Below are 22,686 nucleotides of genomic sequence, written 5' to 3' on the forward strand. Positions count from 1 at the left end.
GCAGATCCTGCCGCTGTTCAGTGAACGCCTGCTGCTGGCGGTGCCGCCGGAGCATGCACTGGCAGGGTCGAGCGAGGGCATCGACCTGGCCTTGCTCCAGGACGAAGCCTTCATCTCAATTCCCCATCCGCAACGGGGCGGGCTGAGCTACCTCTCGGCCGAACTGTGCATGCGCCAGGGTTTCTTTCCCAAGGCCGCGCGAGTGGTGTCGCGCAAGACCACCCAGTTGCAGTTGATCCAGGCCGGGTTCGGCATTGCCCTGCTGCCGGAATCGATGCAGGACATCGCCCCGGCCAACATCCACTTCCTGCCGCTCAAGGACCCGGACTGCCAAAGTACCCTGGCCCTGGCCTGCCGCCAGCAGCCGACGCCATTGGTGGAGCAGTTCGTCGAGCATTTCCGGGGATTCCTTCACTCCTGAAGACCACACATTTCCCTGCGGGATATTCTATGGTTTGGGGCAAGACTTGAGGGCCTATTCGCGGCGATCCGACGCTTCGGTGAGCACCCACAAGGTACGAGCCAGGCGCGGTCACTGTGGGAGCCGGCTTGCTGGCGATAGCAATCTTTCAGCCAGCATTTTCGCTGGCTGACACACCGCTATCGCCAGCAAGCGGAGCGCCGCCCGGCCGGCTCCCACAAAATGGACTATCCCAAGAGGCTGGGCACCCATCCAACCCTTGGGGACAGTCCAAGAGCGGTGATATCCACCCAGAGACATGGTAGTCGGCAGGCAAATGCCTTTATCATGCCCACCATGATCAAAGATCCCTTTTCCCGTCTGGGCCTCGACCGCGAAGTCCTCACTGTCAGCCAGCTCAACGGCCGTGCGCGGGTGTTGCTGGAGGACGTGTTCAGCAGTATCTGGGTCGAAGGCGAAATATCCAACCTCGCCCGCCCGGCCTCCGGCCATGTCTACTTCACCCTCAAGGACAGCGGCGCCCAGGTGCGCTGCGCACTGTTCCGGCAAAATGCCGCCCGCGTGCGCCAGGCCTTGAAGGACGGCCTGGCGGTCAAGGTGCGCGGCAAGGTCTCGCTGTTCGAGGGCCGTGGCGATTACCAGTTGATTCTCGACACCGTCGAGCCGGCCGGTGATGGCGCCCTGCGCCTGGCGTTCGAGGCGCTGAAGGAAAAGCTCGGTGCCGAAGGCCTGTTCAGCGCCGAACGCAAGGTGCCGCTGCCGGCGCATCCGCAACGAATCGGCATCGTCAGTTCGCCGACCGGCGCGGTGATCCGCGACATCATCAGCGTCTTCCGTCGGCGGGCCCCACAGGTCGAGCTGACCCTGATCCCTACCGCGGTCCAAGGCCGCGAAGCCACTGCGCAGATCGTCCGCGCCCTGAAGATTGCCGACGCCAAGGGCTTCGACGCGCTGATCCTGGCCCGTGGCGGCGGTTCGCTGGAAGACCTCTGGTGCTTCAACGAAGAAGCGGTCGCCCGGGCCGTGGATGCCTGCGTGACACCGATCGTCAGCGCCATCGGCCATGAAACCGATGTCTCGATCAGCGACTTCGTCGCCGACGTGCGCGCCCCGACCCCTTCGGCCGCCGCAGAACTGCTGGCCCCTGACTCCAGTGACCTGCAGCGCCGGGTCGAAAGCCTGCATCGCCGCCTGGTGATGCGCATGCGTGACCGACTGGTCCGCGAACGCCTGCGCCTGGACGGCCTGGCCCGGCGCCTGCGCCATCCGGGCGAACGCCTGCGCCAGCAGGCCCAGCGCCTGGATGATCTGGACATGCGTATGCGCCGGGCCTTCGAGCGCCAGCTGGATAATCGCCGACAGAAACTGCTGCGCCTGGAGACCCGCCTCTCCAGCCAACATCCGGGGCGCCAACTGGCCCTGCTGCGCCAGCGCCTGGACAGCCTCGCCGAGCGCCTGCCCCGGGCCATGCGCGAAGGCCTGAAAGCACGGCGCCTGCAACTGCAGAGCCAGATGCAAACCCTGCATGTGGTCAGCCCATTGGCGACCCTCGGCCGCGGCTACAGCATCCTGCTGGACGAACGCGGCCAAGCGATTCGCCATGCCGAACAGACCCGCCCCGGCCAGCGGCTGAAGGCGAAACTGGCCGAAGGCGAGTTGCAGGTACGGGTCGAGGACAACCACCTGACGCCCGTAACCCTCTCGCTACTGGACTGACTTTCAAGGATTCGAAAATGCCCCGTTTTCTTGCCGCCCTGCTGCTCCTGGGCCTGGCCTGCAATGCCCACGCCGACAGCTACATCACCCGCCTGCTGAACAAGCCGGTGCCCGGCGGCGTCGCCGTGGTCGACCTCGGCACGGCGGCCCAGGCCCCCAAGGCCAGCTACCAGGGCAAGCCGGTGCTGGTGGTCAGGGAACAGAACAACTGGCTGGCCATCGTCGGTATCCCGCTGACTGTCAAACCCGGCAGCCAGCAGATCAGCTCAGGCAGCCGCAACCTGAGCTTCAACGTCGGCCACAAGAAATACCCGGAACAGCACATCACGCTGAAGAACACCCGCCAGGTCAATCCCAACCCGGCCGATCTCAAGCGCATCGATGAGGAACTGGCGGTACAACTGCGCGCCTACCGCAGCTTCAGCCCCGGCACACCGAGCAACCTGCTGCTGGACAAACCGGTGAACGGCCCGCTGTCGAGCCGCTTCGGCGTACGTCGCTTCTTCAATGGCGAGGAGCGCAACCCGCATGCCGGGCTGGACTTCGCAGTACCGGCCGGCACACCGATCAAGACCCCGGCCGCCGGCAAGGTGATCCTCACCGGCAACTACTTCTTCAACGGCAACACCGTGTTCGTCGACCATGGCCAGGGCTTCATCAGCATGTTCTGCCACCTGTCGAAGATCGATGTGCAGGTTGGCCAGACCCTGGCCCGCGGCGCCGTGGTCGGCAAGGTCGGCTCCACCGGACGCGCCACCGGGCCGCACATGCACTGGAACATCAGCCTGAACGATGCACGGGTCGATCCGGCGATCTTCATCGGCGCGTTCCAGCCCTGAGCGGGCGAATGTGGGACAATGTCGGTCAATCGAGCCTTACCTGAACCGACCCTGCCCATGAACGCCCCAAGCAAACCCAAACCCCCGCGCAAGAAACCCGCCAAAGCCGCCCCTGCCAAGGCAACGCAGCCGCGCGAAAAAGCCGCCCTGCATCCGCGCAACCGCCATCAGGGGCGTTATGACTTCCCGCAACTGATCAAGGGCTGCCCCGAACTTGGCCAGTTCGTGATCATCAACCCTTATGGCAAGGAGAGCATCGACTTCGCCGACCCGGCAGCCGTGCGCGTGTTCAACCGGGCGCTGCTCAAGGCCTTCTACGGCATCGCCCATTGGGACATTCCGGCGGACTTCCTCTGCCCACCCGTGCCGGGCCGGGCCGACTACGTGCACTTTCTCGCCGACCTGCTGGCGGAACACAACGACGGCGTGATTCCCCGCGGCGCCGCCGTGCGGGTACTGGATATCGGCGTCGGGGCCAACTGCATCTACCCTTTGATCGGCCATGGCGACTATCGCTGGCAGTTCCTCGGTTCCGACATCAACCCGACGGCACTGGCCGCCGCCAAGGCGATCATCCAATCCAACGGCTTGAACAAGGCCATCAGCCTGCGCCAACAGGGTAATCCGAAACAGATCCTCACCGGCCTGCTGGAAAACGACGAACAGTTCGACCTGACCCTGTGCAATCCGCCATTTCACGCTTCCCTCGACGAGGCCCAGAGCGGCAGTCGTCGTAAATGGCGAGCCTTGGGCAAGGCCGATCCGAAGCGCAAGCTGCCGGTGCTGAACTTTGGTGGCCAGGCCGCAGAACTGTGGTGCGAAGGCGGGGAAGCGCGCTTCGTGACGCAACTGATCAGTGAAAGCCCACTTCTGGGCAATCAGGTCTTGTGGTTCAGTACGCTGGTCTCGAAGGCTTCGAATCTGCCGGCAATCGAAACGGCGCTGAAAAAGGCCGGTGTCCTGGAAAGCCGGGTCGTCGAAATGTCACAGGGCCAGAAGCAGAGTCGCTTCGTCGCCTGGACCTTCCTGGACAGGGCCGCCCGGCAGGCCTGGCGGGCACAACGCTGGAGCCGCGGCAACGGCGCAAACCCGGTATAAATCGAACGACCCACTTTTGCGCAGGCGAAAAAAAACCGTGCCCGGATCGCTCCAAGGCACGGTTTCACTGCATCTTACTTGTTGACAGCGTCGGTCAGGGCCTTGGCTACAACCAGCTTGATCACTTTCTTGGCAGCGATTTCGATGGCAGCGCCAGTCGATGGGTTACGGCCAGTACGGGCAGGACGCTCGGTCACTTTCAGTTTGCCAACGCCTGGCAGAGTGATTTCGCCGCCATTTTCCAGCTGATCGGCAACGATATCGGTCAGCTGCTCCAGAACCTTGCGTACTTCAGTCTTCTGCAGAGCGGTAGCTTCGGCGATATCAGCGATCAGTTGGTCTTTGGTAATTGCCATTGAGATGTTCCTTCCCTATCAAATTCATTTGGATTGCAGAGTGCAGTGCCAGCCGTCGAGCCAAGTCTTGTGGACCTGACACCCCGCTGATAAACCACGACGGATCGCGGATGTAGATAGCAAAAACGGGGTTTGGTTCGACCTGGCACCTGCTGAAAACACGCTTTGCGCGGTTACCTTGCGCAAGACGGGGCAAAGCTAGCACAGAGACGGGGAAATATCCGCCTCTACCTAGCCATTTGGTCAGCTTTTGCGCTCGTTTTCGAAAAAAAAACTGCCAGAAACCGCTGATTGATCGAGTTTGCTCCGCCAAACGCTGCGTCAAGGCCACGGTACGGTACACTGGCAGCTTTACCCCGGGGAGCCGCGCCTCTCCCCCCGACCACCAGCCGAGAAGCCCATGCCGATCCGTCATTGCATCGTCCACCTGATCGACAAGAAACCCGATGGCACGCCAGCCGTGCTCCACGCCCGCGACTCGGAACTGAGCGAGTCCCAGGCCATCGAGCACCTGCTGGCCGACCTCAATGAAAGCTACAATGCCAAGCAAGGCAAGGCCTGGGGGCTTTTCCACAGCGAATCGGGCGCCTACCCGTTCAGCGGCTGGCTGAAGGAGTACCTCGATGGCGGCAAGGACTTCACCGCCTTCAGCCGAGTGGCTGTCGAACACCTGCAGAAGCTGATGGAAGAGTCCAACCTCTCCACCGGTGGCCACGTGCTGTTCGCCCACTACCAGCAGGGGATGACCGACTACCTGGCCATCGCCCTGCTGCACCACAGCGAAGGCGTGGCGGTGAACGCCGAGCTGGACGTCATGCCGTCGCGTCACCTGGATCTGGGCCAATTGCACCTGGCCGCGCGGATCAACATTTCCGAGTGGCAGAACAACAAACAGTCCAAGCAGTACATTTCCTTCATCAAGGGCAAGAACGGCAAGAAGGTTTCGGAGTATTTCCGCGACTTCATCGGCTGCCAGGAAGGCGTCGACGGCCCAGGCGAGACCCGCACCCTGCTCAAGGCCTTCAGTGACTTCGTCGAGAGCGAGGACCTGCCTGAAGACGACGCCCGCGAGAAAACCAAGGCTCTGGTCGACTACGCCAGCACCCAGGCGAAACTCGGCGAGCCGGTAGCCCTGGAGGAACTCTCGGGGCTGATCGATGAAGACCGTCCGCGGGCGTTCTACGAACATATCCGTAACAAGGACTACGGCCTGTCCCCGGAAATCCCGGCGGACAAGCGCACCCTGAACCAGTTCCGCCGCTTCACCGGCCGGGCCGAAGGGCTGTCCATCAGCTTTGAAGCACACCTGCTGGGCTCGAAGATCGAGTATGACGAGGAAGCCGGTACCCTGATCATCAAGGGCCTGCCGACCCAGCTCACCGATCAGCTCAAGCGTCGCAAGGACTGATCGATGCTCGGTGGCGTGCTGAAGAAGTTCCTGCTGATCCTGCTGGTGGTCGTGGCCTACCAGAACTGGGGCAAGATCGAGCGGGTGTTCCAGCCCGACCCGGCCGTTTCCGAACAGGCCCGGAGCCAGGCCCGGGTCGTGCTCTACGCCACCGACTGGTGTGGCTACTGCAAGGCGACCCGGCGCTTTCTCGACCAGAAAGGCATTGCGTTCAAGGAATTCGATATCGAAAAGGACGCCGAAGCGCGCAAGGCCTACCAGGCGCTGGGCGGTGGCGGGATTCCGATACTCGACGTCAACGGCACGCTGATTCGAGGCTACCGGCCGGACGACATCCTCGCCGCCCTCAAGTGACCCCTCTGCGCAACGTTGCGCCGTCACGAAACTTTCAGCCTGCTCGCGGGCCTCTTCGCGGATAAATCCGGCTCCCACAAGGGCTCACGGCGTACACAAGACAGGTGTCTGGCACGATCACTGTGGGAGCAGGATTTATCCGCGAAGCCTTGACCGGTTCGGAAATAACCGCCAACCGACTCAACGGGCCTCGATACGAAATCCCAGACGCGGGAAGTGCACATGCACCACTCCCGCCCGCTCATCCTCACGTCGCAGGATCAGTTCCTCGCTACCGGCAAACACCAGCTCGCCGGCCACCGGGTCCACGCCATAGTCCGTAGCGGCAATCACCACCTGCTGCCCCGCAGTGAAACCGTTCGGATCGACGAAGCTCTCCTCAGACAACGGCGCCGGGGCCGCCTCGCGCGCCACCTGCACCGCCTCCTCGGCCGTCATCACGTTCGAAGCGCCATGCCCGAAGCCCATCACCCGGGAGAACCAGGCCAGCACCGCAGGATACTCGTCGACCAGCGGCGAGGTGACCGGCGTGGCCTTGAGGAACCAGAGAATATGCGCCAGCGAGAAATCGGCGATGGAAGGCTCGCCGAACAGGAAGTCCCCTTCCTCGCGCTGCAGTTGCTGCTCCAGCCGGGCCATGAAACCCGGCCAGGAATGCCGGGCCTCGTCCAGCGGAATGCGGGTGGCCGAACCGCCGCTGAACAACCCGGCACGATCGGCCATGAACGCCTTGGCCTGCTCGGGAGAGAACCGGGCGAAACGCACAGCGGCCGACTCCGGCTGGAACACCAGGGCCACGGCATGGCGGAACAGTACCGAATCAGCCCAGGCGGCGAACGTCGTCGCCACCATCTCCCGACCTTCGGGGAACAGCGCCGGCGAGGCCTTTTCCTGCTCCAGTCGACGCGCGATCAGCGCGGTGTCACAGTAGATATCCGCCCCCACCTGCAACACCGGCGTCTTGCGATAGCCACCGGTCAAGGCCATCAGATCGGGCTTGGGCATCATCGGCGGGATGGTCACGGAGCGCCAGGACAGCCCCTTGAACCCCAGCAGCAGCCGGGCCTTTTCGGCAAAGGGAGAGGTGGGGTAATGATGAAGAATCAACTCGGACATGCTGGGGACCCGCCGTACGGTTAGGAGTCCGCAGCTTAGCCTGCAAATCGGCAGGAGCCTACCCGGGCAGGCTGATGTCGCTTCATCGATGACACTGATACCCCGATGGGCCGCGTACGCGCCCGGTCATTCCCGCGTCAGCGAAAACGCTTCCAGGCAGAAGCTCGCGGCCAGCGCTTCCTTGGCGCTCTTGCGCAACTTCTTGATCAGGCGCTCCTGGCGCAGGGCGTCGCCCTTGTCACGGCACGCCTCGACATAGACCAACGCCACGGCCGGGCTCGAATGAAAGAAGCGCGCCCCCTTGCCACTCTGGTGCGAAGCGAAACGTCGCTGCGGATCATCGCTGATACCGCAGTACAACGAGCCGTTGGCCGCCCGCACCAGGTAGACGAACCAGGACTTGGCCGCCGGGAGGGGCGGCTCGGCGAGGGCGACGGGTTCCGGGTGGGTGTTCACGTGGCGGACGGCTTGAACGGCAACGGGGACGCCATCTTAGCAGACCTCAGCGGCCCGCCTGGAATGCCTTGAGGCCCTTGAGCGCCTGGGCGCGCACGGCGTTCTTCACCAGCGGCGTCCAGCCCAGCAGCAGCCCCTTTGCCCCGAGCGCCTGGCGGGCCCAGCGCCACAGGTCGAAGTTGTCGTGATGCTCGCAGATCTTGCCGTCGCGAAACACGAAACGGGCCTGGATATCGTTGACCACGATGTTGCCGGTCTGGCTGAACAGGTAGGTCGCCACCCAATGGGCACCGCCGCTGCGCTCGTCGGCGCGGACATTGTCGAAGGTCAGGGAAAAATCCTTGGCCCGAGTGGTGAGCATCCGCCACATGTCGCCGGCATCACGGCCGCGCAGTTCACCAAAGGCTGGATCGCTGAACACCACATCCTCGGTGTAGCAGGCACTCATCGCCTCGGCATCCAGCCGCTGGAAGGCCTTGTAGAACTCGGTAATCAACGCGCTGTGGGCATCACTCATGAATGGGCTCCGTGCAGGTAGGGAATCGCCTGCACGATAGTCCGCAAATGCACCGCTGGCTATGGGCATTCGCCATTCGAATACCGCGAGTACCGGATGATTCAGAGTTTTTCGCTGCTGACCTGCACGTAGAGTGCCCGACCGGCGCCCAACCCGGCCACGATGGCGCCCAGGCCGAGCACCGCGAAGATCCAGCCCAGGGCCTGCCAGCCACCGGTGAGGTCATGCACCAGCCCGACCGCGAACGGCCCCATCGACGCCAGGGTGTAGCCGATGCCCTGAGCCATGCTCGACAGGTTCGCCGCCACATGGGCATCGCGCGAACGCAGCACGATCAGGGTCAGCGCCAGGCTGAAGGTTCCGCCCTGCCCCAGCCCGAGGACGATCGCCCAGCCCCAGAGCCCGTCAAGAGGCGCATACAGACAACCGAACAGGCCGCCCAGGGTCAGCAGCATGACCACCAGGATCGCCAACCGCTGGTCCTTGCCCCGGGTCGCCAGCCAGGGTGCAGCCAGCGAGCTGATCAGTTGGACCAGGATCGAACCGGACAGCACGATCCCCGCCTGGGTCGGGGTCAGGCCACGACCGATCAGCACCGAAGGCAGCCAGCCGAATACGATGTAGGCCAGCGACGATTGCAGCCCCATGTACAGGGTCACCTGCCAGGCCAGCGGGTCGCGCAGCAGGCCACGCACCCGATAGGCCGCCTGGTGCGCACCCTGCCGGCTGCCTACCTGTGGCAGCCACACCAGGGCCGCCACCAGCGCCGGCACCACCCAGAACCCCAGCCCCAGCGACCAACTGTTACCGAAGTGCTGGCTCAACGGCACGGTCGTACCGGCCGCCATGGCCGCCCCCAGGCACAGGGCCATGGTGTAGACCCCGGTCATGGTCCCGGCGTGCCTGGCAAAGTCGCGCTTGACGATTCCCGGCAGCAGCACGCCGATCACGCCGATGCTGGCACCGGCCAGGATGCTGCCGGCGAACAGGCCGAACTCGCCCAGGGAACTGCGCAGGACCATGCCGCCGGCGAGGGTCAGGAGAATGCCCAGCACCACCCGCTCGCTGCCCAAACGCCGGGCCAGCAGCGGTGCCAGGGGCGCGAACAACCCCAGGCACAGCACCGGCAGCGTCGTCAGCAGGCCGGCCTTGGCCGCCGACAGGCCGAGACTGCGGGATACCTCGCTGAGCATCGGCGCCATGCTCGACAGCGCCGGGCGCAGGTTCAGCGCCACCAGCACCAGCCCCAGCAGCAACAGCCAGGGCCGGCGCAGGACCGGGTGAGCCTGCTGGACGATGGCGTCATCGGCTTCGGCATCGATCAGCAGTGGGTCGAGTTCACTGGGCCGGGGCTGCGTCGAGGCGCCGGTCTCGGGAATGGAACGGGGCATGGTGGTCTCGGATTCAAGGTTCATTGATCAGGGTCCTGCACAGGGCCTTGGCGCGCTCCGGGTCGCGCTGCTCAACCGCCTCAAGCAGCGCGACGTGCAGATCGAACACCGACTGGCGGCGAGGCGTGATGTCGAGGGTCTGGCGCAACGCACCGGCGATCACGCTGGAGAAATAGCGATACAACTCGCTGAGCATGGGGTTGTGCGCGGCATCGATCAGCCGCTGATGAAACACCAGGTCGCAGGAGATGAAGCAGTCGAGGTCACCGTGATAGTGGTTGCGGCTGGCCGCCAGGGCCTCGCGCAACCCCTTGAGGTCTTCGTCGGTGCGGCGCAGCGCCGCCAGGCCGATGGCCTCGACTTCAAAACTGTGCCGCGTCTCGCGCGCCTGATCGAGGGAACAGCGCGACAGCGCCTGCATGGTCGCCAGCGGGTCAGTGGTGGCCCGCAGGTAACTGCCATCGCCCTGGCGAATCTCGATCAACCCGGAAAACGCCAGCACGCGCATCGCCTCGCGCATGGTATTGCGGCTGATGCCCAGCTCGGCAGCCAGCTCCGGCTCGGTCGGCAGGCGCTCGCCCACCGCCCAGGTACCACGGGTGATGCGTTCGCGCAGTTGCTCCAGGGCCTGGTCGACCAGGGAGCGCTTGATCAGGGGAATACTGGGGGGCATGTTCTCGCCTTAACATCCAATCATAGGATGAATTTTCATTAGCCTATCCCAGAAGGCTACGAAAGCTCAAGAAGCAAGCATTCCCACGAATTTCAGAGACGCCGCCGTCTATCCAGAAAAAACCCTCAAAGGGTAATTTTCAGGCTTACTATGGCAAGGGTGTCTTATGGAAAAGAAAACACCTCATTACGATCTGTCGGTCATCCAGGCCGATGTGATCAGGCTGGGGCCCGCCGCATTCACCCTCAGTGCCCGAGAGGGCGCCAGAAGGATGGGCCTTACCCTCATGGAGATGCTGATGGTCATCAGATCACTGGAAAGGAGGATGCTTTATAAATCGATGACAACCCATGCCAACCACCGCATCTGGCAAGACGTTTACCACTTTCCGTACGCAGGCGGACTGATCTACATAAAGGTGAGCTACCGACCGGCTGGCGGTCCGCCCGTCATCTCCTTCAAGGAGAAAGAAACATGAAGCGACAAGACTGCGTCAGCTGCGGCGCAAGCAATAGCATGCAGCACTTTGAAAGCCGGGATTTCGAGGTCGACTTCAAGGCACTGAAACAAACCGTGTCCGGGCTTTGCGGCTGGGAATGTACGGCGTGTGCGGAAATCGAACTGGCCCCTGAAAGCGCCCAGAGGTACTCGGATGCGAGCGATCAACTGGTCCTTGAGCACAGGCACCAGGTCGCTACCGAGATGCGACGCATCCGGCGCAAGCTGCATTTCACCCAGCGCGCGGCAGTCGAGTTGCTTTCGGGCGGCGGGCACAACGCGTTTTCCCGCTATGAAAGAGCCGAAGTCGAGCCGCCAAAGCCGCTGTTCGTATTGATGCATCTGCTGGACCGATACCCCGAACTGATCGAGGACATAAAAGACATCAACGCGGACAGCAGCCCTGCGCATGGAGTAGCAGACGCCAGAGTGTCAATCTGATCCGCATAAAAAACCCGGACCAGGTCCGGGTTCTTCATTCAGCGCCAGCCGATCAATGCAGGATCTGGCTGAGGAACGTCCTGGTCCGATCGTTTTGCGGGTTGTCGAAGAAGTCGTTCGGTGCCGCCTGCTCGACGATCTCGCCCTTGTCCATGAAGATCACGCGGTTGGCCACGGTGCGGGCAAAGCCCATTTCGTGGGTCACGCAGAGCATGGTCATACCGTCTTCGGCCAGGCCGATCATGGTGTCCAGTACTTCTTTCACCATTTCCGGGTCGAGTGCCGAGGTCGGCTCGTCGAACAGCATGATCTTCGGTTTCATGCACAGCGCGCGGGCAATCGCCACGCGCTGCTGCTGGCCGCCGGAGAGCTGCCCGGGGAACTTGTGCGCCTGGTCCGGGATACGCACGCGCTCCAGGTAGTGCATGGCAATTTCTTCCGCCTTGCGCTTGGGCATCTTGCGTACCCACATCGGCGCCAGGGTGCAGTTCTGCAGAATGGTCAGGTGCGGGAACAGGTTGAAGTGCTGGAACACCATGCCGACTTCACGGCGGATCGCTTCGATCTGCTTGAGGTCGTTGGTCAGTTCCACGCCATCGACCACGATGCGGCCCTGCTGGTGCTCTTCCAGACGATTGAGGCAGCGGATGGTGGTCGACTTGCCCGAACCGGACGGACCGCAGAGCACGATACGCTCGCCCTGGCGGACGTTCAGGTTGATGTCCTTGAGTACGTGAAACTGCCCGTACCACTTGTTCACGCCCTGCATCTGAATAATGCCTTCAGGACCCACAGGCTGTTTGATCGCTTCGCTCATCACTTGACTCCTAACGCTTGTGGCCTGTGTCCAGCTTGCGCTCCAGATGCATGGAGTAGCGGGACATACCAAAACAGAAAATCCAGAACACCAGGGCGGCGAACACGTAGCCCTCGGTAGCCATGCCCAACCATTTCGGGTCGGCGGCAGCCTGCTTGACGCTGTTGAGCAGGTCGAACAGGCCGATGATGATCACCAGGCTCGTATCCTTGAACAGTGCGATCAGCGTGTTGACGATGCCGGGAATGACCAGCTTCAGGGCTTGCGGCAGGATTACCAGGCCCATGCTGCGCCAGTAGCCCAGGCCCATCGCGGCCGCGGCCTCGTACTGCCCTTTCGGAATGGCCTGCAGGCCGCCACGCACCACTTCGGCGACATAGGCCGACTGAAACATGATCACCCCGATCAGCGCCCGCAGCAGCTTGTCGAAGTTCATGCCCTCGGGCAGGAACAACGGCAGCATCACCGAGGACATGAACAGCACGGTGATCAGCGGCACGCCGCGCCAGAACTCGATGAAGGTCACGCAGACCACACGAATTGCTGGCAGGTTGGAACGCCGTCCCAGTGCCAGCAGGATGCCCAGCGGCAGCGCACCGGCGATACCGACGGTGGCGATCACCAGGGTCAGCATCAGGCCGCCCCACTGGCTGGTCGCCACGGTTTCCAGGCCGAAGCCGCCGTGCAGCAGGATGAAGGCGACGATCGGGAATACCACCAGGAAGCACAGACCGTAGATCGCCTTGCGCGGGAAGCGCGAGATGAACAGCGGCGCCGCGCCGATGATCGCCAGCCACACCGTCGAATCGATGCGCCAGCGCAGTTCCTGCGGGTAGTAGCCGTACATGAACTGGCCGAAACGCTGCTGGATGAACACCCAGCAGGCACCGCTCTTGGTGCAGTCGGCACGGGTGGTGCCGACCCAGTTGGCATCCAGGATCGCCCAGTGCAGGATCGGTGGTACCACCAGGTAGATCAGGTAGAAGGCGAACAGGGTCAGCAGCGTGTTGATCCAGCTGGAGAACATGTTGGCCCGAATCCATGCGACCACGCCGATGCTGCTGCTCGGTGGTGGCATGTCAGGTTTGAAGGTATGCGAACTCATGGGCCTTTCCTCACCGTTCGATCAGCGCGATGCGCTTGTTGTACCAGTTCATCAGCAGGGAAATGCTGATACTGATCGCCAGGTACACGCTCATGGTGATGGCAATGACTTCGATGGCCTGCCCGGTCTGGTTGAGCACCGTGCCGGCGAACAGCGAAACCATTTCCGGATAACCGATACCGGCCGCCAGGGACGAGTTCTTCGCCAGGTTCAGGTATTGGCTGGTCAGCGGTGGAATGATCACGCGCAGGGCCTGTGGGATGATCACCTTGCGCAGGGTCGGACCGTTGCGCAGCCCAAGGGAACGCGCCGCTTCGGTCTGGCCATGGCTGACCGAACGGATGCCCGAGCGGACGATTTCGGCGATGAACGCCGCGGTGTACACCGTCAGGGCCAGGGTCAGCGCCAGCAGCTCAGGGATCAATACCCAGCCACCAACGAAGTTGAAGCCTTGCAGCTTGGGCATTTCCCAGTGCACCGGCGCGCCGAAGACCAGCGTGCAGAGCAACGGGATCACGATGAACAGCCCCAGTGCGGCCCAGAACTTGTGGAACGGCTCGCCGGTTTCTTCGAAGCGCCGGTTGGCCCAGCGGGTCATGAAGACGATCGCGACGATGGCCAGTACCAGGCTGGCCACGAACGGCCAGAAACCTGGCGCGGCGATGGCTGCCGGCATGTTCAGGCCGCGGCTGCTGATAAAGAAGGTATCAGCGATGTTATGGCTGTTGCGCGGCCCCGGCATGGTCAGGAAAACCGCGAAGTACCAGAACAGGATCTGCAGCAATGGCGGGATGTTGCGAAACACCTCGACATAGACGGTTGCCAGCTTGTTGATGATCCAGTTCGACGACAGCCGTGCAACCCCGATGATGAAGCCCAGGATGGTCGCCAGGATCACACCGATGAAGGTCACCAGCAGGGTGTTGAGCAGACCGATGACGAAGACACGTGCATAACTGTCGGATTCGGTGTAGTCGATCAGGTGCTGAGCGATACCGAAACCGGCGCTGCGCTCGAGAAAACCGAAGCCCGAGGTGATGCCCCGGTGTTGCAGGTTGGTCTGGGTGTTGTGGAACAGGTACCAGCCCAAGGCGATCACCGCGACAACCGTGATGATCTGGAATAACCACGCACGCACTCGCGGATCGCTGAGGCTGAGCCTCTGCTTTGGTGCGCCGACTTGATTTTGCATGAAGTGCCCCAGAAAAAACGGAACAGGGAAGATCGCCCGGCGGGTGGCCCGCCGGGCGACAGATCAATCAGCGCACAGGAGGTGCGTATTGAATACCGCCGTTATTCCACAGGGCGTTCAGGCCACGGTCGATTTCCAGCGGAGTGCTCTTGCCGAGGTTCTTCTCGAAGATCTCACCGTAGTTACCGACCTGCTTGACGATCTGCACAACCCAATCCTTGCGCAGCTTGAGGTCCTTGCCGTATTCACCGTCGGCGCCCAGCAGGCGGGCTACGTCAGGGTTCTTGGTCGACTTGGCTTCAGCCTCGACGTTTTTCGAGGTGATACCGGCCTCCTCGGCGTTGAGCAGCGCGTAGCCGACCCAGCGCACGATGGCCAGCCACTCGTCGTCACCGTTACGCACGACCGGGCCCAGAGGCTCTTTGGAAATGGTTTCCGGCAGAACCACGTAGTCCTTCGGCGAGGCCAGCTTGCTGCGCTGGGCGAACAGCTGGGACTTGTCCGAGGTCAGTACGTCGCAACGACCGGACTCCAGCGACTTGGCGCTTTCATCGGAGGTGTCGAAGGTGATCGGGGTGTACTTCAGGCCGTTGGCGCGGAAGTAGTCGGAAACGTTCAGCTCGGTGGTGGTACCGGCCTGGATGCAGATGGTCGCGCCATCCAGTTCCTTGGCACTCTTCACGCCCAGCTTGTTGTTGGCCAGGAAGCCCACGCCATCGTAGTAGGTGATGAAGCCAGGGAATTTCAGGCCCATGCCCGCGTCACGGGAACTGGTCATGGTGGTGTTGCGCGAGAGGATGTCGATCTCGCCGGACTGCAGCGCGGTGAAGCGCTCCTTGGCGTTCAGCTGGCTGAACTTGACCTTGGTCGCATCGCCGAACACGGCGGCGGCAACGGCACGGCAGACGTCGGCGTCGATACCGATGATCTTGCCGCTGGCATCAGGTACCGAGAAACCTGGCAGGCCATCACTCACACCGCACTGGATAAAACCCTTCTTCTGTACGGCGTCGAGGGTGGCACCCGCTTGTGCAAAACCACTGACACCCAGGACAACAGCAGCAGTCACGACTGCCAGGGTGGATTTCAACATCTTCATTCAAACCTCCAGTTGCTCTTGTTGTGTCGGAGCTAGAGCCTTGTCGCACCCTTATGAGGCGTTAGTTGACCCGGGTTGGCTTATTTTTGGGTCAGCGACAAAGACTTTGAGCCATGAGTCTAGTTGGGGGACATCCCCGGGGAGCACTCATTGCCCGCCAATCGGCCGAACGGCTTGCGCCCTGTGTTCGCGGAGCCTTCCCGGCCGGTGGCGAACATCAATCTGAATCCGTTAGCCGGATTCGTGCTATCCCACTGCTGACGCTAGCCTGTTAGTGTTACCGCCAGCGGGGGAAAGCACACACTCGGATCTCCCATAGCAAAGCCCGTACCACAGTGGTGGGTAAAGCGATTCAGCCCAAGGTCAACAAGAAAACTTTCAAAGTTGCGACATATTTTTAACAGATAAGCCCTCCGTGCACTGCAATCACGCACTCAATCGGAGCGAACGCACATTAATGGAGCAAATGGAGCAGATATGACCGCCCCTCTGATCATCCACCCGGCCAAGACCGCCGATGCCTGTGTCATCTGGCTTCACGGCCTGGGCGCCGATCGCTACGATTTCCTGCCCGTCGCCGAGGCCCTGCAGGAGCGCCTGCCGAGCACCCGCTTCGTGCTGCCCCAGGCTCCAACCCGCGCCGTGACGATCAATGGCGGCTACGCCATGCCCAGTTGGTACGACATCCTCGCCATGAGTCCGGCGCGCTCCATCAGCCACGAAGAGCTCGAAGCCTCCGCCGACAGCGTGATCGCATTGATCGAGGCCCAGCGGGCCGAGGGCATCGACCCGACGAGGATCTTCCTCGCCGGCTTCTCCCAGGGCGGCGCGGTGGTACTGCACACCGCTTTCCTGCGGTGGCAGGGCGCCCTGGGGGGCGTGCTGGCCCTGTCGACCTACGCCCCGACCTTCAATGACGAACTGCAGCTTTCGGCCAGCCAGCAGCGGATTCCGGTGTATTGCCTGCACGGCCATTACGACGAAGTGGTACAGAACGCCATGGGTCGTACCGCCTACGAGCACCTGAAGCGCAATGATGTCACCGTGACATGGCAAGAGTACCCAATGGGGCACGAAGTGTTACCGGAGGAAATCAACGACATCGCCACCTGGCTGGCCGATCGTTTGCGCTGATCGCCGTAACGCACTACGCCGCGCCCGATTCTTGCATTACACTGGCCGGCGTACATTCCTTAACCAATTGACGAGACGACCGTGCTCAAAGCACTCAAAAAAATATTCGGTAAAGGCGAGACTGAGCAGCTCGCACCAGGTACCGGCATCCCGACCCCCAGCCCGGAAAACCGCATCACCGGCCAGTCGTCGGAACGTGCCGAACCCGCGGCAAAACCGAAAGCCCAGCCGGCCGCCGCACCGGAGCCCGCCGGCCAGCCCCGCGCCGAGAAGCCCAAGGCCACCCAACCACGCCGCGAACGGGCGCCCAAGCCGAAACCCGCACCGTGGAAACTCGAGGACTTCGTCGTCGAACCCCAGGAAGGCAAGACCCGCTTCCACGACTTCAAGCTGGCGCCGGAACTGATGCACGCCATCCACGACCTGGGCTTTCCCTATTGCACGCCGATCCAGGCACAGGTGCTGGGCTACACCCTGGCCGGCAAGGATGCGATCGGCCGCGCCCAGACCGGTACCGGCAAGACCGCCGCCTTCCTGATCTCGACCATTACCCAGTTGCTGCAGACGCCACCGCCGGCCGAGCGCTACATGGGCGAGCCCCGGGCCCTGATCATCGCGCCGACCCGCGAACTGGTGGTACAGATCGCCAAGGACGCCGCCGACCTGACCAAGTACACCGGCCTCAACGTCATGCAGTTCGTGGGTGGCATGGACTTCGACAAGCAGCTCAAGCAACTCGAAGCCCGTCATTGCGACATTCTCGTCGCCACCCCGGGACGCCTGCTGGACTTCAACCAACGCGGCGAAGTGCACCTGGACATGGTCGAGGTGATGGTGCTGGACGAAGCCGACCGCATGCTCGATATGGGCTTCATCCCGCAGGTGCGCCAGATCATTCGCCAGACTCCGCCGAAAAGCGAACGCCAGACTCTGCTGTTCTCCGCGACCTTCACCGACGACGTGATGAACCTCGCCCGGCAATGGACCACGGACCCGGCGATCGTCGAGATCGAATCGCAGAACGTCGCCAACCAGAACGTCGAGCAGCATATCTACGCGGTGGCCTCCGCCGACAAGTACAAGCTGCTGTACAACCTGGTCAACGACAACGGCTGGGAACGGGTGATGGTCTTCGCCAACCGCAAGGACGAGGTGCGGCGTATCGAGGAACGCCTGGTGCGCGACGGCGTGAACGCCGCGCAACTGTCCGGCGACGTGCCACAGCACAAGCGCATCAAGACCCTGGAAGGCTTCCGCGAAGGCAAGATCCGCGTGCTGGTGGCCACCGATGTCGCCGGTCGCGGGATTCATATCGACGGCATCAGCCACGTGATCAACTTCACCCTGCCGGAAGTGCCGGATGACTATGTGCACCGCATCGGGCGCACCGGTCGTGCCGGCGCCGATGGCGTGTCCATCAGTTTTGCCGGCGAGGACGACTCCTACCAGTTGCCATCGATCGAGGAACTGCTGGGTCGCAAGATCAGTTGCGAGATGCCGCCGACCGAACTGCTGCGGCCGGTCGTACGTCAACGGCCCTGATGCGCAAGGGCCCTATTTCGTGGGGCCCCGTTCGCGGATAAATCCAGCTCCGACAGAAAATCGCATCAGCCACACATTTTGTGTACAACGCGTGCCTTGTGGGAGCCGGCGATCCGGCTGCCCGGTTTATCCGCGAACAGCCCCCACCCGAGCATCAAGCGGCAGCAGAATCACTTCCAGCGCTCGGCCGCCGCCTGGTCGCTGGCCCGTCCCTCGACCCAACGCGGGCCCTCGGCGGTGTTTTCCTTCTTCCAGAACGGCGCCCGGGTCTTCAGATAATCCATGACAAAGTTGCAGGCATCGAACGCCGCCTGCCGATGGGCACTGGCCACACCGACGAATACGATCGGCTCCCCCGGCTCCAACGCACCGATCCGGTGCAGCACCTCCAGCCGCAGCAACGGCCAACGCTGCTCGGCCTCGACGACGATCTTGCCCAGCGCCTTCTCGGTCATGCCCGGATAATGTTCGAGAAACATCCCGGCCACTTCACGGCCGTCGTTGAAATCCCGTACATAGCCGACAAAGCTGACCACCGCGCCGATCCCGACATTGGCCGCATGCAGCGCATTGACCTCGGCCCCCGGGTCGAAGGCCCCGGCCTGGATACGAACCGCCATCTCAGCCTCCGGTCACGGTAGGAAAGAACGCCACTTCGTCACCGTCCGCCAGCGGCTCACCCACCGCGCACAGTTCCTGGTTGCGCGCGCACATCAGCCCCTGCTCGGCCAACACCTGCCAGTCGCCACCGCGTTGCAGCAGGTGCCCACGCAATTGCTCGACCGTGGCAAAATCCCCCTCGACCTGCTCGGCATCCACCCCCAGCACTTCGCGGTAACGGGCAAAAAACTGCACATCGAGCTTCATGAGGCATCCGCCTGGTAGTGGCCACTCTTGCCGCCGAGCTTTTCGAGCAGCCGCACGCTCTCGATGGTCATGCCACGATCGACCGCCTTGCACATGTCATAGATCGTCAATGCCGCGACACTGGCCGCCGTCAGCGCTTCCATCTCCACGCCGGTCTGGCCGGACAGCTTGCAGCGCGCCACGATGCGCACCGCATCCTCGCCTTCGGCGCTCAGCTCGACCTTGACGCTGGTCAGCATCAGCGGATGGCAAAGCGGGATCAGATCGGAAGTTTTCTTCGCCGCCTGGATACCGGCGATCCGCGCGACGGCAAACACGTCCCCTTTCGGATGACCACCGCTGACAATCATTTGCAGGGTCTCGGGCAACATGCGCACCCGCGCTTCGGCCAGCGCCTCGCGAAAGGTGACGGCCTTGTCGGTGACGTCGACCATATTGGCGCGACCTTGGGAATCGAGATGAGTCAGCACGGCGATACTCCTGATCAGGAGCGTCGATTGTAAACCCGCGGGTCAGTGTTCCGCACGCCCGATCTGGGTACCGGCCCGGGCGGCGCGGGGCCGCCCGGGTTGCGGTTACAGGTGGGACTCGGCGTATTCGGCCAGGATCGAACGCGGCACGCCCTGCAGGGTGATATGCACGCCGTTCGGGAAGTCCTTGAAGCGTTCGGTGAGGTAGGTCAGCCCGGAACTGGTCGCGGACAGGTAGGGGGTATCGATCTGCGCCAGGTTACCCAGGCACACCACTTTCGAACCGGCGCCGGCACGGGTGATGATGGTTTTCATCTGATGTGGGGTGAGGTTCTGGCATTCGTCGATCAGGATCAGGCTCTGCTGGAAGCTGCGACCGCGAATGTAGTTGAGGGATTTGAACTGCAACGGCACCTTGCTGAGGATGTAGTCGACGCTGCCATGGGTGCTCTCGTCATCCATGTGCAAGGCTTCGAGGTTGTCGGTGATCGCCCCCAGCCAGGGTTCCATCTTCTCCGCCTCGGTGCCGGGCAGGAAGCCGATTTCCTGGTCCAGGCCCTGCACGCTGCGGGTGGCGATGATGCGCCGGTAGCGCTTGCTGACCATGGTCTGCTCGATGGCGGCCGCCAGGGCCAGGATGGTCTTGCCGGAACCGGCGGCACCGGTCAGGTTGACCAGGTGAATGTCCGGGTCGAGCAAGGCGTACAGCGCCAGGCTCTGATAGATGTCGCGCGGTTTCAGGCCCCAGGCCTCCTGGTGCAGCAGGGGTTCCTGATGCAGGTCGAGGATCACCAGCACGTCGGCATCGATCTCCTTCACCCAGCCGACGAAACCCTGCTCGTCGATGATGAACTCATTGACATGCACGGCCGGCAGGTTGTCGGTCATCTGCACCTGGTGCCAGGTGCGGCCATGGCCCTGGCGGGTCTCGACCTTGCTGACACGGTCCCAGAAGGAGCCGGGCACGTTGTGGAAACCCTTGGGCAGCAGGTCCACGTCATCGACCAACTGGTCGGTGCTGTAGTCCTCGGCCGAGATCCCGCAGGCACGCGCCTTGAGGCGCATGTTGATGTCCTTGGTCACCAGCACCAGGCGACGCCCCCTGTCGCGCGCGTGCAGATCGACCAACTGGTTGATGATGATGTTGTCGTTGAGGTTTTCCGGCAGCAGCAGGTTGGGCTCGTTGCGCTTGCTCATCAGGATCGACAGCGACCCCTTGGGACCACTCTTGCCCCGCTGAATGGGCACGCCCCGCTCGACATCCTCGGGGCTGGCATCGCCCAGGGTCTTGTCGATCAGGCGGATCGCCTGGCGGCATTCGGACGCCACGCTGTGGTGGCCGCTCTTGAGTTTGTCGAGTTCCTCCAGGACCGTCATCGGGATGGCGACGTGATGCTCTTCGAAGTTCAGTAACGCGTTTGGATCATGGATCAGTACGTTGGTATCGAGCACGTAAAGGATTGGCTGGTTGGAAGAAGGAGTGCGTCCGTGATCATCCATACTCGGTCACCTTTGTGGGAGCCAGTCGACGCGATGCCTGGACGGCGTCGCGCCTCGAAGTGACCGCCGAATTGGCCTGTGAAGGGGCAGGCGCTCTGTGCACAAGGCGAGGTCTTGGCAGACGCCACCTGTGTCGCAGGTTTCGGCGGTCTGACTCCGTAATACCGCAAAACCCGTGACAGGAAAAAGCACTTTGACGACTTTTTGAAGTTTATTTTTCAGAGTGACGAATAGCCCTTGGCGAGCCGGCTGGAGCCCGTTAAAGTCAGAAGTCCGCCTGCCCTGAATCCTCTAGGAAATTTCCCACACCCACGCCCATGGGCTGCTTCTCGTGGGAGCCGGCTCGCTGGCGATCAGGCCCTCGAGCCTTGTGCCGCCGGCCCGAAGTTCATCGAAACGCGTCCTTGCAATCGAGCCAGCCCAAGCCGCTCTCGGCCGTCTGTCGCAGCAACCAGGGCAATGCACCGAGGGCCTTGTCCTGGGCATCGTGAAACACGATCACGCCACGCCGCCACAACAGCATCAGGGTCATCACCCGTTGAGCCGACTGTTCGGCGCTGAGCTTGCCGGTCCCGTCGGCCGAGTCGATGTCCCACAACACCACCTGCAGGCCCTGCTTGCTGAAGAACGCCCCGCTGTCCGCCTGGCGCTGCCCGTAAGGCGGGCGGAACAACGGCAGATAGTTTTCCGGCACCACGCTCTGCGCCAGCGCGTCACTGCGCTGGACCGAGTCCTGCCAGTCCTGCCAGTGGCTGTGGGAGCGATACTGCCAGCCTCCGGTGCCGACGCACTGCTGTTTATAGAGATCGCGCACGGTCATGATCGAACTCTTGTCGACGCGTGCCTGCAAGGCACTGCCCAGGACGAAGAACAAGCCGTTCATCTTCTGCCGGCGCAGGTACTCGGTCAGTTCGTCGGTATTGCCTGCCGCCAGGCCCGGACCACCGTCGAAGCTCAGCAGGAACAGCCGATCATGGAAGTCCTCGCCGTTGCGCTCGGGCTCGCCGAACAGGGCGATTTCGCTGCTGGTCTGGGGAAACAGCGCGGCCATGCGCAACAACTCGTCCAGATAACGCTCGTGAAACGCCCGGCTCGGCTCGGCCCAGCGTATGTAGAAGGAATCCTCCGGCACACGGAACTTGCCGGCCTGCTCGCGCAGGCTGTCCATGTCTTCGACGTAATAACAGAACGAGGCATCCTGCTCGCAGCTCTGCTGAGCAAAGTTGTAGTTCTGCAGCAGACGCGACCAGAGCCGGGCACGCACCCGGTTGATCGACGCCATGTTGATCTGCCTGAGCCCCAGACGCTGTTTGAGCGCCGGCTCGTCGGTCATCTCGCTGACCAGCAGGGCATGGGCGAAGGTGAGAATTTCCGCCCGCGAAGCGACATCGAACAGCGCCGGGCTGCTCAAAGCCTCGGGCCAGGTGCTGCGGTCCAGGGTCGCGACATCGTTCGGCGCGGCCGTGACGCCCAGGCAGACCAGCAGCGCCGAGCATAAAAGAAGAAAACGCAAAGGGGATGTCTCCGTAAAAGGAACCCGCGCGCACTATAGCCGATCCGGGAGCCTGAACCGCCCCGGTGGCGAGCGGGCTCGCCCGCGCTGGGTCGCAAAGCGACCCTGAAACCTGAGAATCGGGTCTATCAGGAACACTGCCGGGGCCGGTTTACGGCTGGGG

At 62.7% G+C, this 22,686-nt stretch carries 25 protein-coding genes; 10 read left to right on the forward strand and 15 right to left on the reverse strand.

What is annotated here, in order from left to right; genetic code table 11:
- From K675_RS30800 to rlmF, 4 genes are all read left to right on the forward strand, one after another.
- A partial coding sequence (locus tag K675_RS30800; protein WP_017904182.1) for a LysR family substrate-binding domain-containing protein occupies nucleotides 1–421 on the forward strand: 421 nt, incomplete at its 5' end.
- Between the two features lie 336 nt (nucleotides 422–757).
- The gene (gene xseA, locus K675_RS0114255; protein ID WP_026145192.1) at nucleotides 758–2,137 is read left to right on the forward strand and encodes an exodeoxyribonuclease VII large subunit; all 1,380 of its coding nucleotides are present in this window, start codon (nucleotides 758–760) and stop codon (nucleotides 2,135–2,137) included.
- A gap of 17 nt (nucleotides 2,138–2,154) precedes the next feature.
- Nucleotides 2,155–2,976: a peptidoglycan DD-metalloendopeptidase family protein gene (locus tag K675_RS0114260; RefSeq protein WP_017904184.1), complete on the forward strand. Its 822-nt coding sequence runs from the start codon at nucleotides 2,155–2,157 to the stop codon at nucleotides 2,974–2,976.
- Between the two features lie 57 nt (nucleotides 2,977–3,033).
- On the forward strand, nucleotides 3,034–4,074 hold the full coding sequence (rlmF, locus tag K675_RS0114265) for a 23S rRNA (adenine(1618)-N(6))-methyltransferase RlmF (RefSeq protein ID WP_017904185.1): 1,041 nt from the start codon (nucleotides 3,034–3,036) through the stop codon (nucleotides 4,072–4,074).
- Nucleotides 4,075–4,148: 74 nt separating this feature from the next.
- Here rlmF and K675_RS0114270 read toward each other — a convergent pair whose 3' ends face one another.
- Entirely contained in the window at nucleotides 4,149–4,430 is a 282-nt protein-coding gene (locus tag K675_RS0114270) for an HU family DNA-binding protein (protein ID WP_010445708.1), read from the reverse strand.
- A gap of 400 nt (nucleotides 4,431–4,830) precedes the next feature.
- On the opposite strand from K675_RS0114270, the gene yejK reads away from it, so the two are divergent.
- Both yejK and K675_RS0114280 read left to right on the forward strand, forming a co-directional pair.
- Nucleotides 4,831–5,838, forward strand: a complete 1,008-nt coding sequence (gene yejK, locus K675_RS0114275) for a nucleoid-associated protein YejK (protein ID WP_017904186.1) — start codon at nucleotides 4,831–4,833, stop codon at nucleotides 5,836–5,838.
- Nucleotides 5,839–5,841: 3 nt separating this feature from the next.
- Nucleotides 5,842–6,192 carry a glutaredoxin family protein gene (locus tag K675_RS0114280; protein ID WP_017904187.1) on the forward strand — a complete coding sequence of 117 codons (351 nt, stop codon included), beginning with the start codon at nucleotides 5,842–5,844 and terminating at the stop codon, nucleotides 6,190–6,192.
- Between the two features lie 180 nt (nucleotides 6,193–6,372).
- On the opposite strand, the gene K675_RS0114285 is transcribed toward K675_RS0114280, so the two are convergent.
- The 5 genes from K675_RS0114285 to K675_RS0114305 all read right to left on the reverse strand — a co-directional run bounded on the left by K675_RS0114285 (nucleotide 6,373) and on the right by K675_RS0114305 (nucleotide 10,345).
- Nucleotides 6,373–7,308 carry a glutathione S-transferase family protein gene (locus K675_RS0114285; RefSeq protein WP_017904188.1) on the reverse strand — a complete coding sequence of 312 codons (936 nt, stop codon included), beginning with the start codon at nucleotides 7,306–7,308 and terminating at the stop codon, nucleotides 6,373–6,375.
- A 126-nt stretch (nucleotides 7,309–7,434) separates the two neighbouring features.
- Nucleotides 7,435–7,764 (reverse strand): GIY-YIG nuclease family protein, encoded by a 330-nt coding sequence (locus K675_RS0114290; RefSeq protein WP_017904189.1) that lies wholly within the window; start codon nucleotides 7,762–7,764, stop codon nucleotides 7,435–7,437.
- Between the two features lie 46 nt (nucleotides 7,765–7,810).
- Complete coding sequence (locus K675_RS0114295; protein WP_017904190.1) at nucleotides 7,811–8,281, reverse strand: nuclear transport factor 2 family protein; 471 nt, start codon at nucleotides 8,279–8,281, stop codon at nucleotides 7,811–7,813.
- 101 nt (nucleotides 8,282–8,382) lie between these two features.
- On the reverse strand, nucleotides 8,383–9,696 hold the full coding sequence (locus K675_RS0114300) for a CynX/NimT family MFS transporter (RefSeq protein WP_017904191.1): 1,314 nt from the start codon (nucleotides 9,694–9,696) through the stop codon (nucleotides 8,383–8,385).
- Nucleotides 9,686–10,345 (reverse strand): FadR/GntR family transcriptional regulator, encoded by a 660-nt coding sequence (locus tag K675_RS0114305; RefSeq protein ID WP_017904192.1) that lies wholly within the window; start codon nucleotides 10,343–10,345, stop codon nucleotides 9,686–9,688. Before K675_RS0114305 ends, K675_RS0114300 begins: the two co-directional genes overlap by 11 nt.
- A 166-nt stretch (nucleotides 10,346–10,511) precedes the next feature.
- On the opposite strand from K675_RS0114305, the gene K675_RS0114310 reads away from it, so the two are divergent.
- Together K675_RS0114310 and K675_RS0114315 are read left to right on the forward strand one after the other, a co-directional pair.
- On the forward strand, nucleotides 10,512–10,823 hold the full coding sequence (locus K675_RS0114310; RefSeq protein ID WP_017904193.1) for a type II toxin-antitoxin system MqsR family toxin: 312 nt from the start codon (nucleotides 10,512–10,514) through the stop codon (nucleotides 10,821–10,823).
- Complete coding sequence (locus K675_RS0114315; protein WP_017904194.1) at nucleotides 10,820–11,284, forward strand: type II toxin-antitoxin system MqsA family antitoxin; 465 nt, start codon at nucleotides 10,820–10,822, stop codon at nucleotides 11,282–11,284. Before K675_RS0114310 ends, K675_RS0114315 begins: the two co-directional genes overlap by 4 nt.
- Before the next feature lie 52 nt (nucleotides 11,285–11,336).
- On the opposite strand, the gene K675_RS0114320 is transcribed toward K675_RS0114315, so the two are convergent.
- The 4 genes from K675_RS0114320 to K675_RS0114335 form a co-directional block, all read right to left on the reverse strand.
- Nucleotides 11,337–12,101 carry an amino acid ABC transporter ATP-binding protein gene (locus K675_RS0114320; protein WP_017904195.1) on the reverse strand — a complete coding sequence of 255 codons (765 nt, stop codon included), beginning with the start codon at nucleotides 12,099–12,101 and terminating at the stop codon, nucleotides 11,337–11,339.
- 10 nt (nucleotides 12,102–12,111) lie between these two features.
- On the reverse strand, nucleotides 12,112–13,206 hold the full coding sequence (locus tag K675_RS0114325; RefSeq protein WP_017904196.1) for an amino acid ABC transporter permease: 1,095 nt from the start codon (nucleotides 13,204–13,206) through the stop codon (nucleotides 12,112–12,114).
- A 10-nt stretch (nucleotides 13,207–13,216) separates the two neighbouring features.
- Nucleotides 13,217–14,398: an amino acid ABC transporter permease gene (locus tag K675_RS0114330; RefSeq protein ID WP_020481056.1), complete on the reverse strand. Its 1,182-nt coding sequence runs from the start codon at nucleotides 14,396–14,398 to the stop codon at nucleotides 13,217–13,219.
- Between the two features lie 67 nt (nucleotides 14,399–14,465).
- Complete coding sequence (locus tag K675_RS0114335) at nucleotides 14,466–15,497, reverse strand: amino acid ABC transporter substrate-binding protein (RefSeq protein ID WP_017904198.1); 1,032 nt, start codon at nucleotides 15,495–15,497, stop codon at nucleotides 14,466–14,468.
- Between the two features lie 477 nt (nucleotides 15,498–15,974).
- Here K675_RS0114335 and K675_RS0114340 point away from each other — a divergent pair, with 477 nt between their 5' ends.
- Entirely contained in the window at nucleotides 15,975–16,631 is a 657-nt protein-coding gene (locus tag K675_RS0114340) for an alpha/beta hydrolase (protein ID WP_017904199.1), read from the forward strand.
- Between the two features lie 81 nt (nucleotides 16,632–16,712).
- Nucleotides 16,713–18,173 (forward strand): ATP-dependent RNA helicase RhlB, encoded by a 1,461-nt coding sequence (gene rhlB, locus K675_RS0114345; protein WP_017904200.1) that lies wholly within the window; start codon nucleotides 16,713–16,715, stop codon nucleotides 18,171–18,173.
- Nucleotides 18,174–18,343: 170 nt separating this feature from the next.
- Here the strand turns inward: rhlB and moaE are convergent, their stop codons facing one another.
- The 5 genes from moaE to K675_RS0114370 all read right to left on the reverse strand — a co-directional run bounded on the left by moaE (nucleotide 18,344) and on the right by K675_RS0114370 (nucleotide 22,523).
- Nucleotides 18,344–18,793, reverse strand: a complete 450-nt coding sequence (moaE, locus tag K675_RS0114350) for a molybdopterin synthase catalytic subunit MoaE (RefSeq protein ID WP_017904201.1) — start codon at nucleotides 18,791–18,793, stop codon at nucleotides 18,344–18,346.
- Between the two features lies 1 nt (nucleotide 18,794).
- A complete protein-coding gene (locus tag K675_RS0114355) occupies nucleotides 18,795–19,040 on the reverse strand; it encodes a MoaD/ThiS family protein (protein WP_017904202.1) in 246 nt (81 codons plus the stop codon).
- A complete protein-coding gene (moaC, locus tag K675_RS0114360; RefSeq protein ID WP_017904203.1) occupies nucleotides 19,037–19,510 on the reverse strand; it encodes a cyclic pyranopterin monophosphate synthase MoaC in 474 nt (157 codons plus the stop codon). The genes K675_RS0114355 and moaC overlap by 4 nt, the downstream gene beginning before the upstream one ends.
- Before the next feature lie 105 nt (nucleotides 19,511–19,615).
- Nucleotides 19,616–21,010, reverse strand: coding sequence for a PhoH family protein (locus tag K675_RS0114365; RefSeq protein ID WP_017904204.1), 1,395 nt, complete (start codon nucleotides 21,008–21,010; stop codon nucleotides 19,616–19,618).
- A 388-nt stretch (nucleotides 21,011–21,398) separates the two neighbouring features.
- Complete coding sequence (locus K675_RS0114370) at nucleotides 21,399–22,523, reverse strand: polysaccharide deacetylase family protein (RefSeq protein WP_017904205.1); 1,125 nt, start codon at nucleotides 22,521–22,523, stop codon at nucleotides 21,399–21,401.
- Between the last annotated feature and the right edge of the window lie 163 nt (nucleotides 22,524–22,686).

This window comes from Pseudomonas fuscovaginae SE-1 (assembly GCF_000364705.1).
Taxonomy (GTDB): domain Bacteria; phylum Pseudomonadota; class Gammaproteobacteria; order Pseudomonadales; family Pseudomonadaceae; genus Aquipseudomonas; species Aquipseudomonas fuscovaginae_A.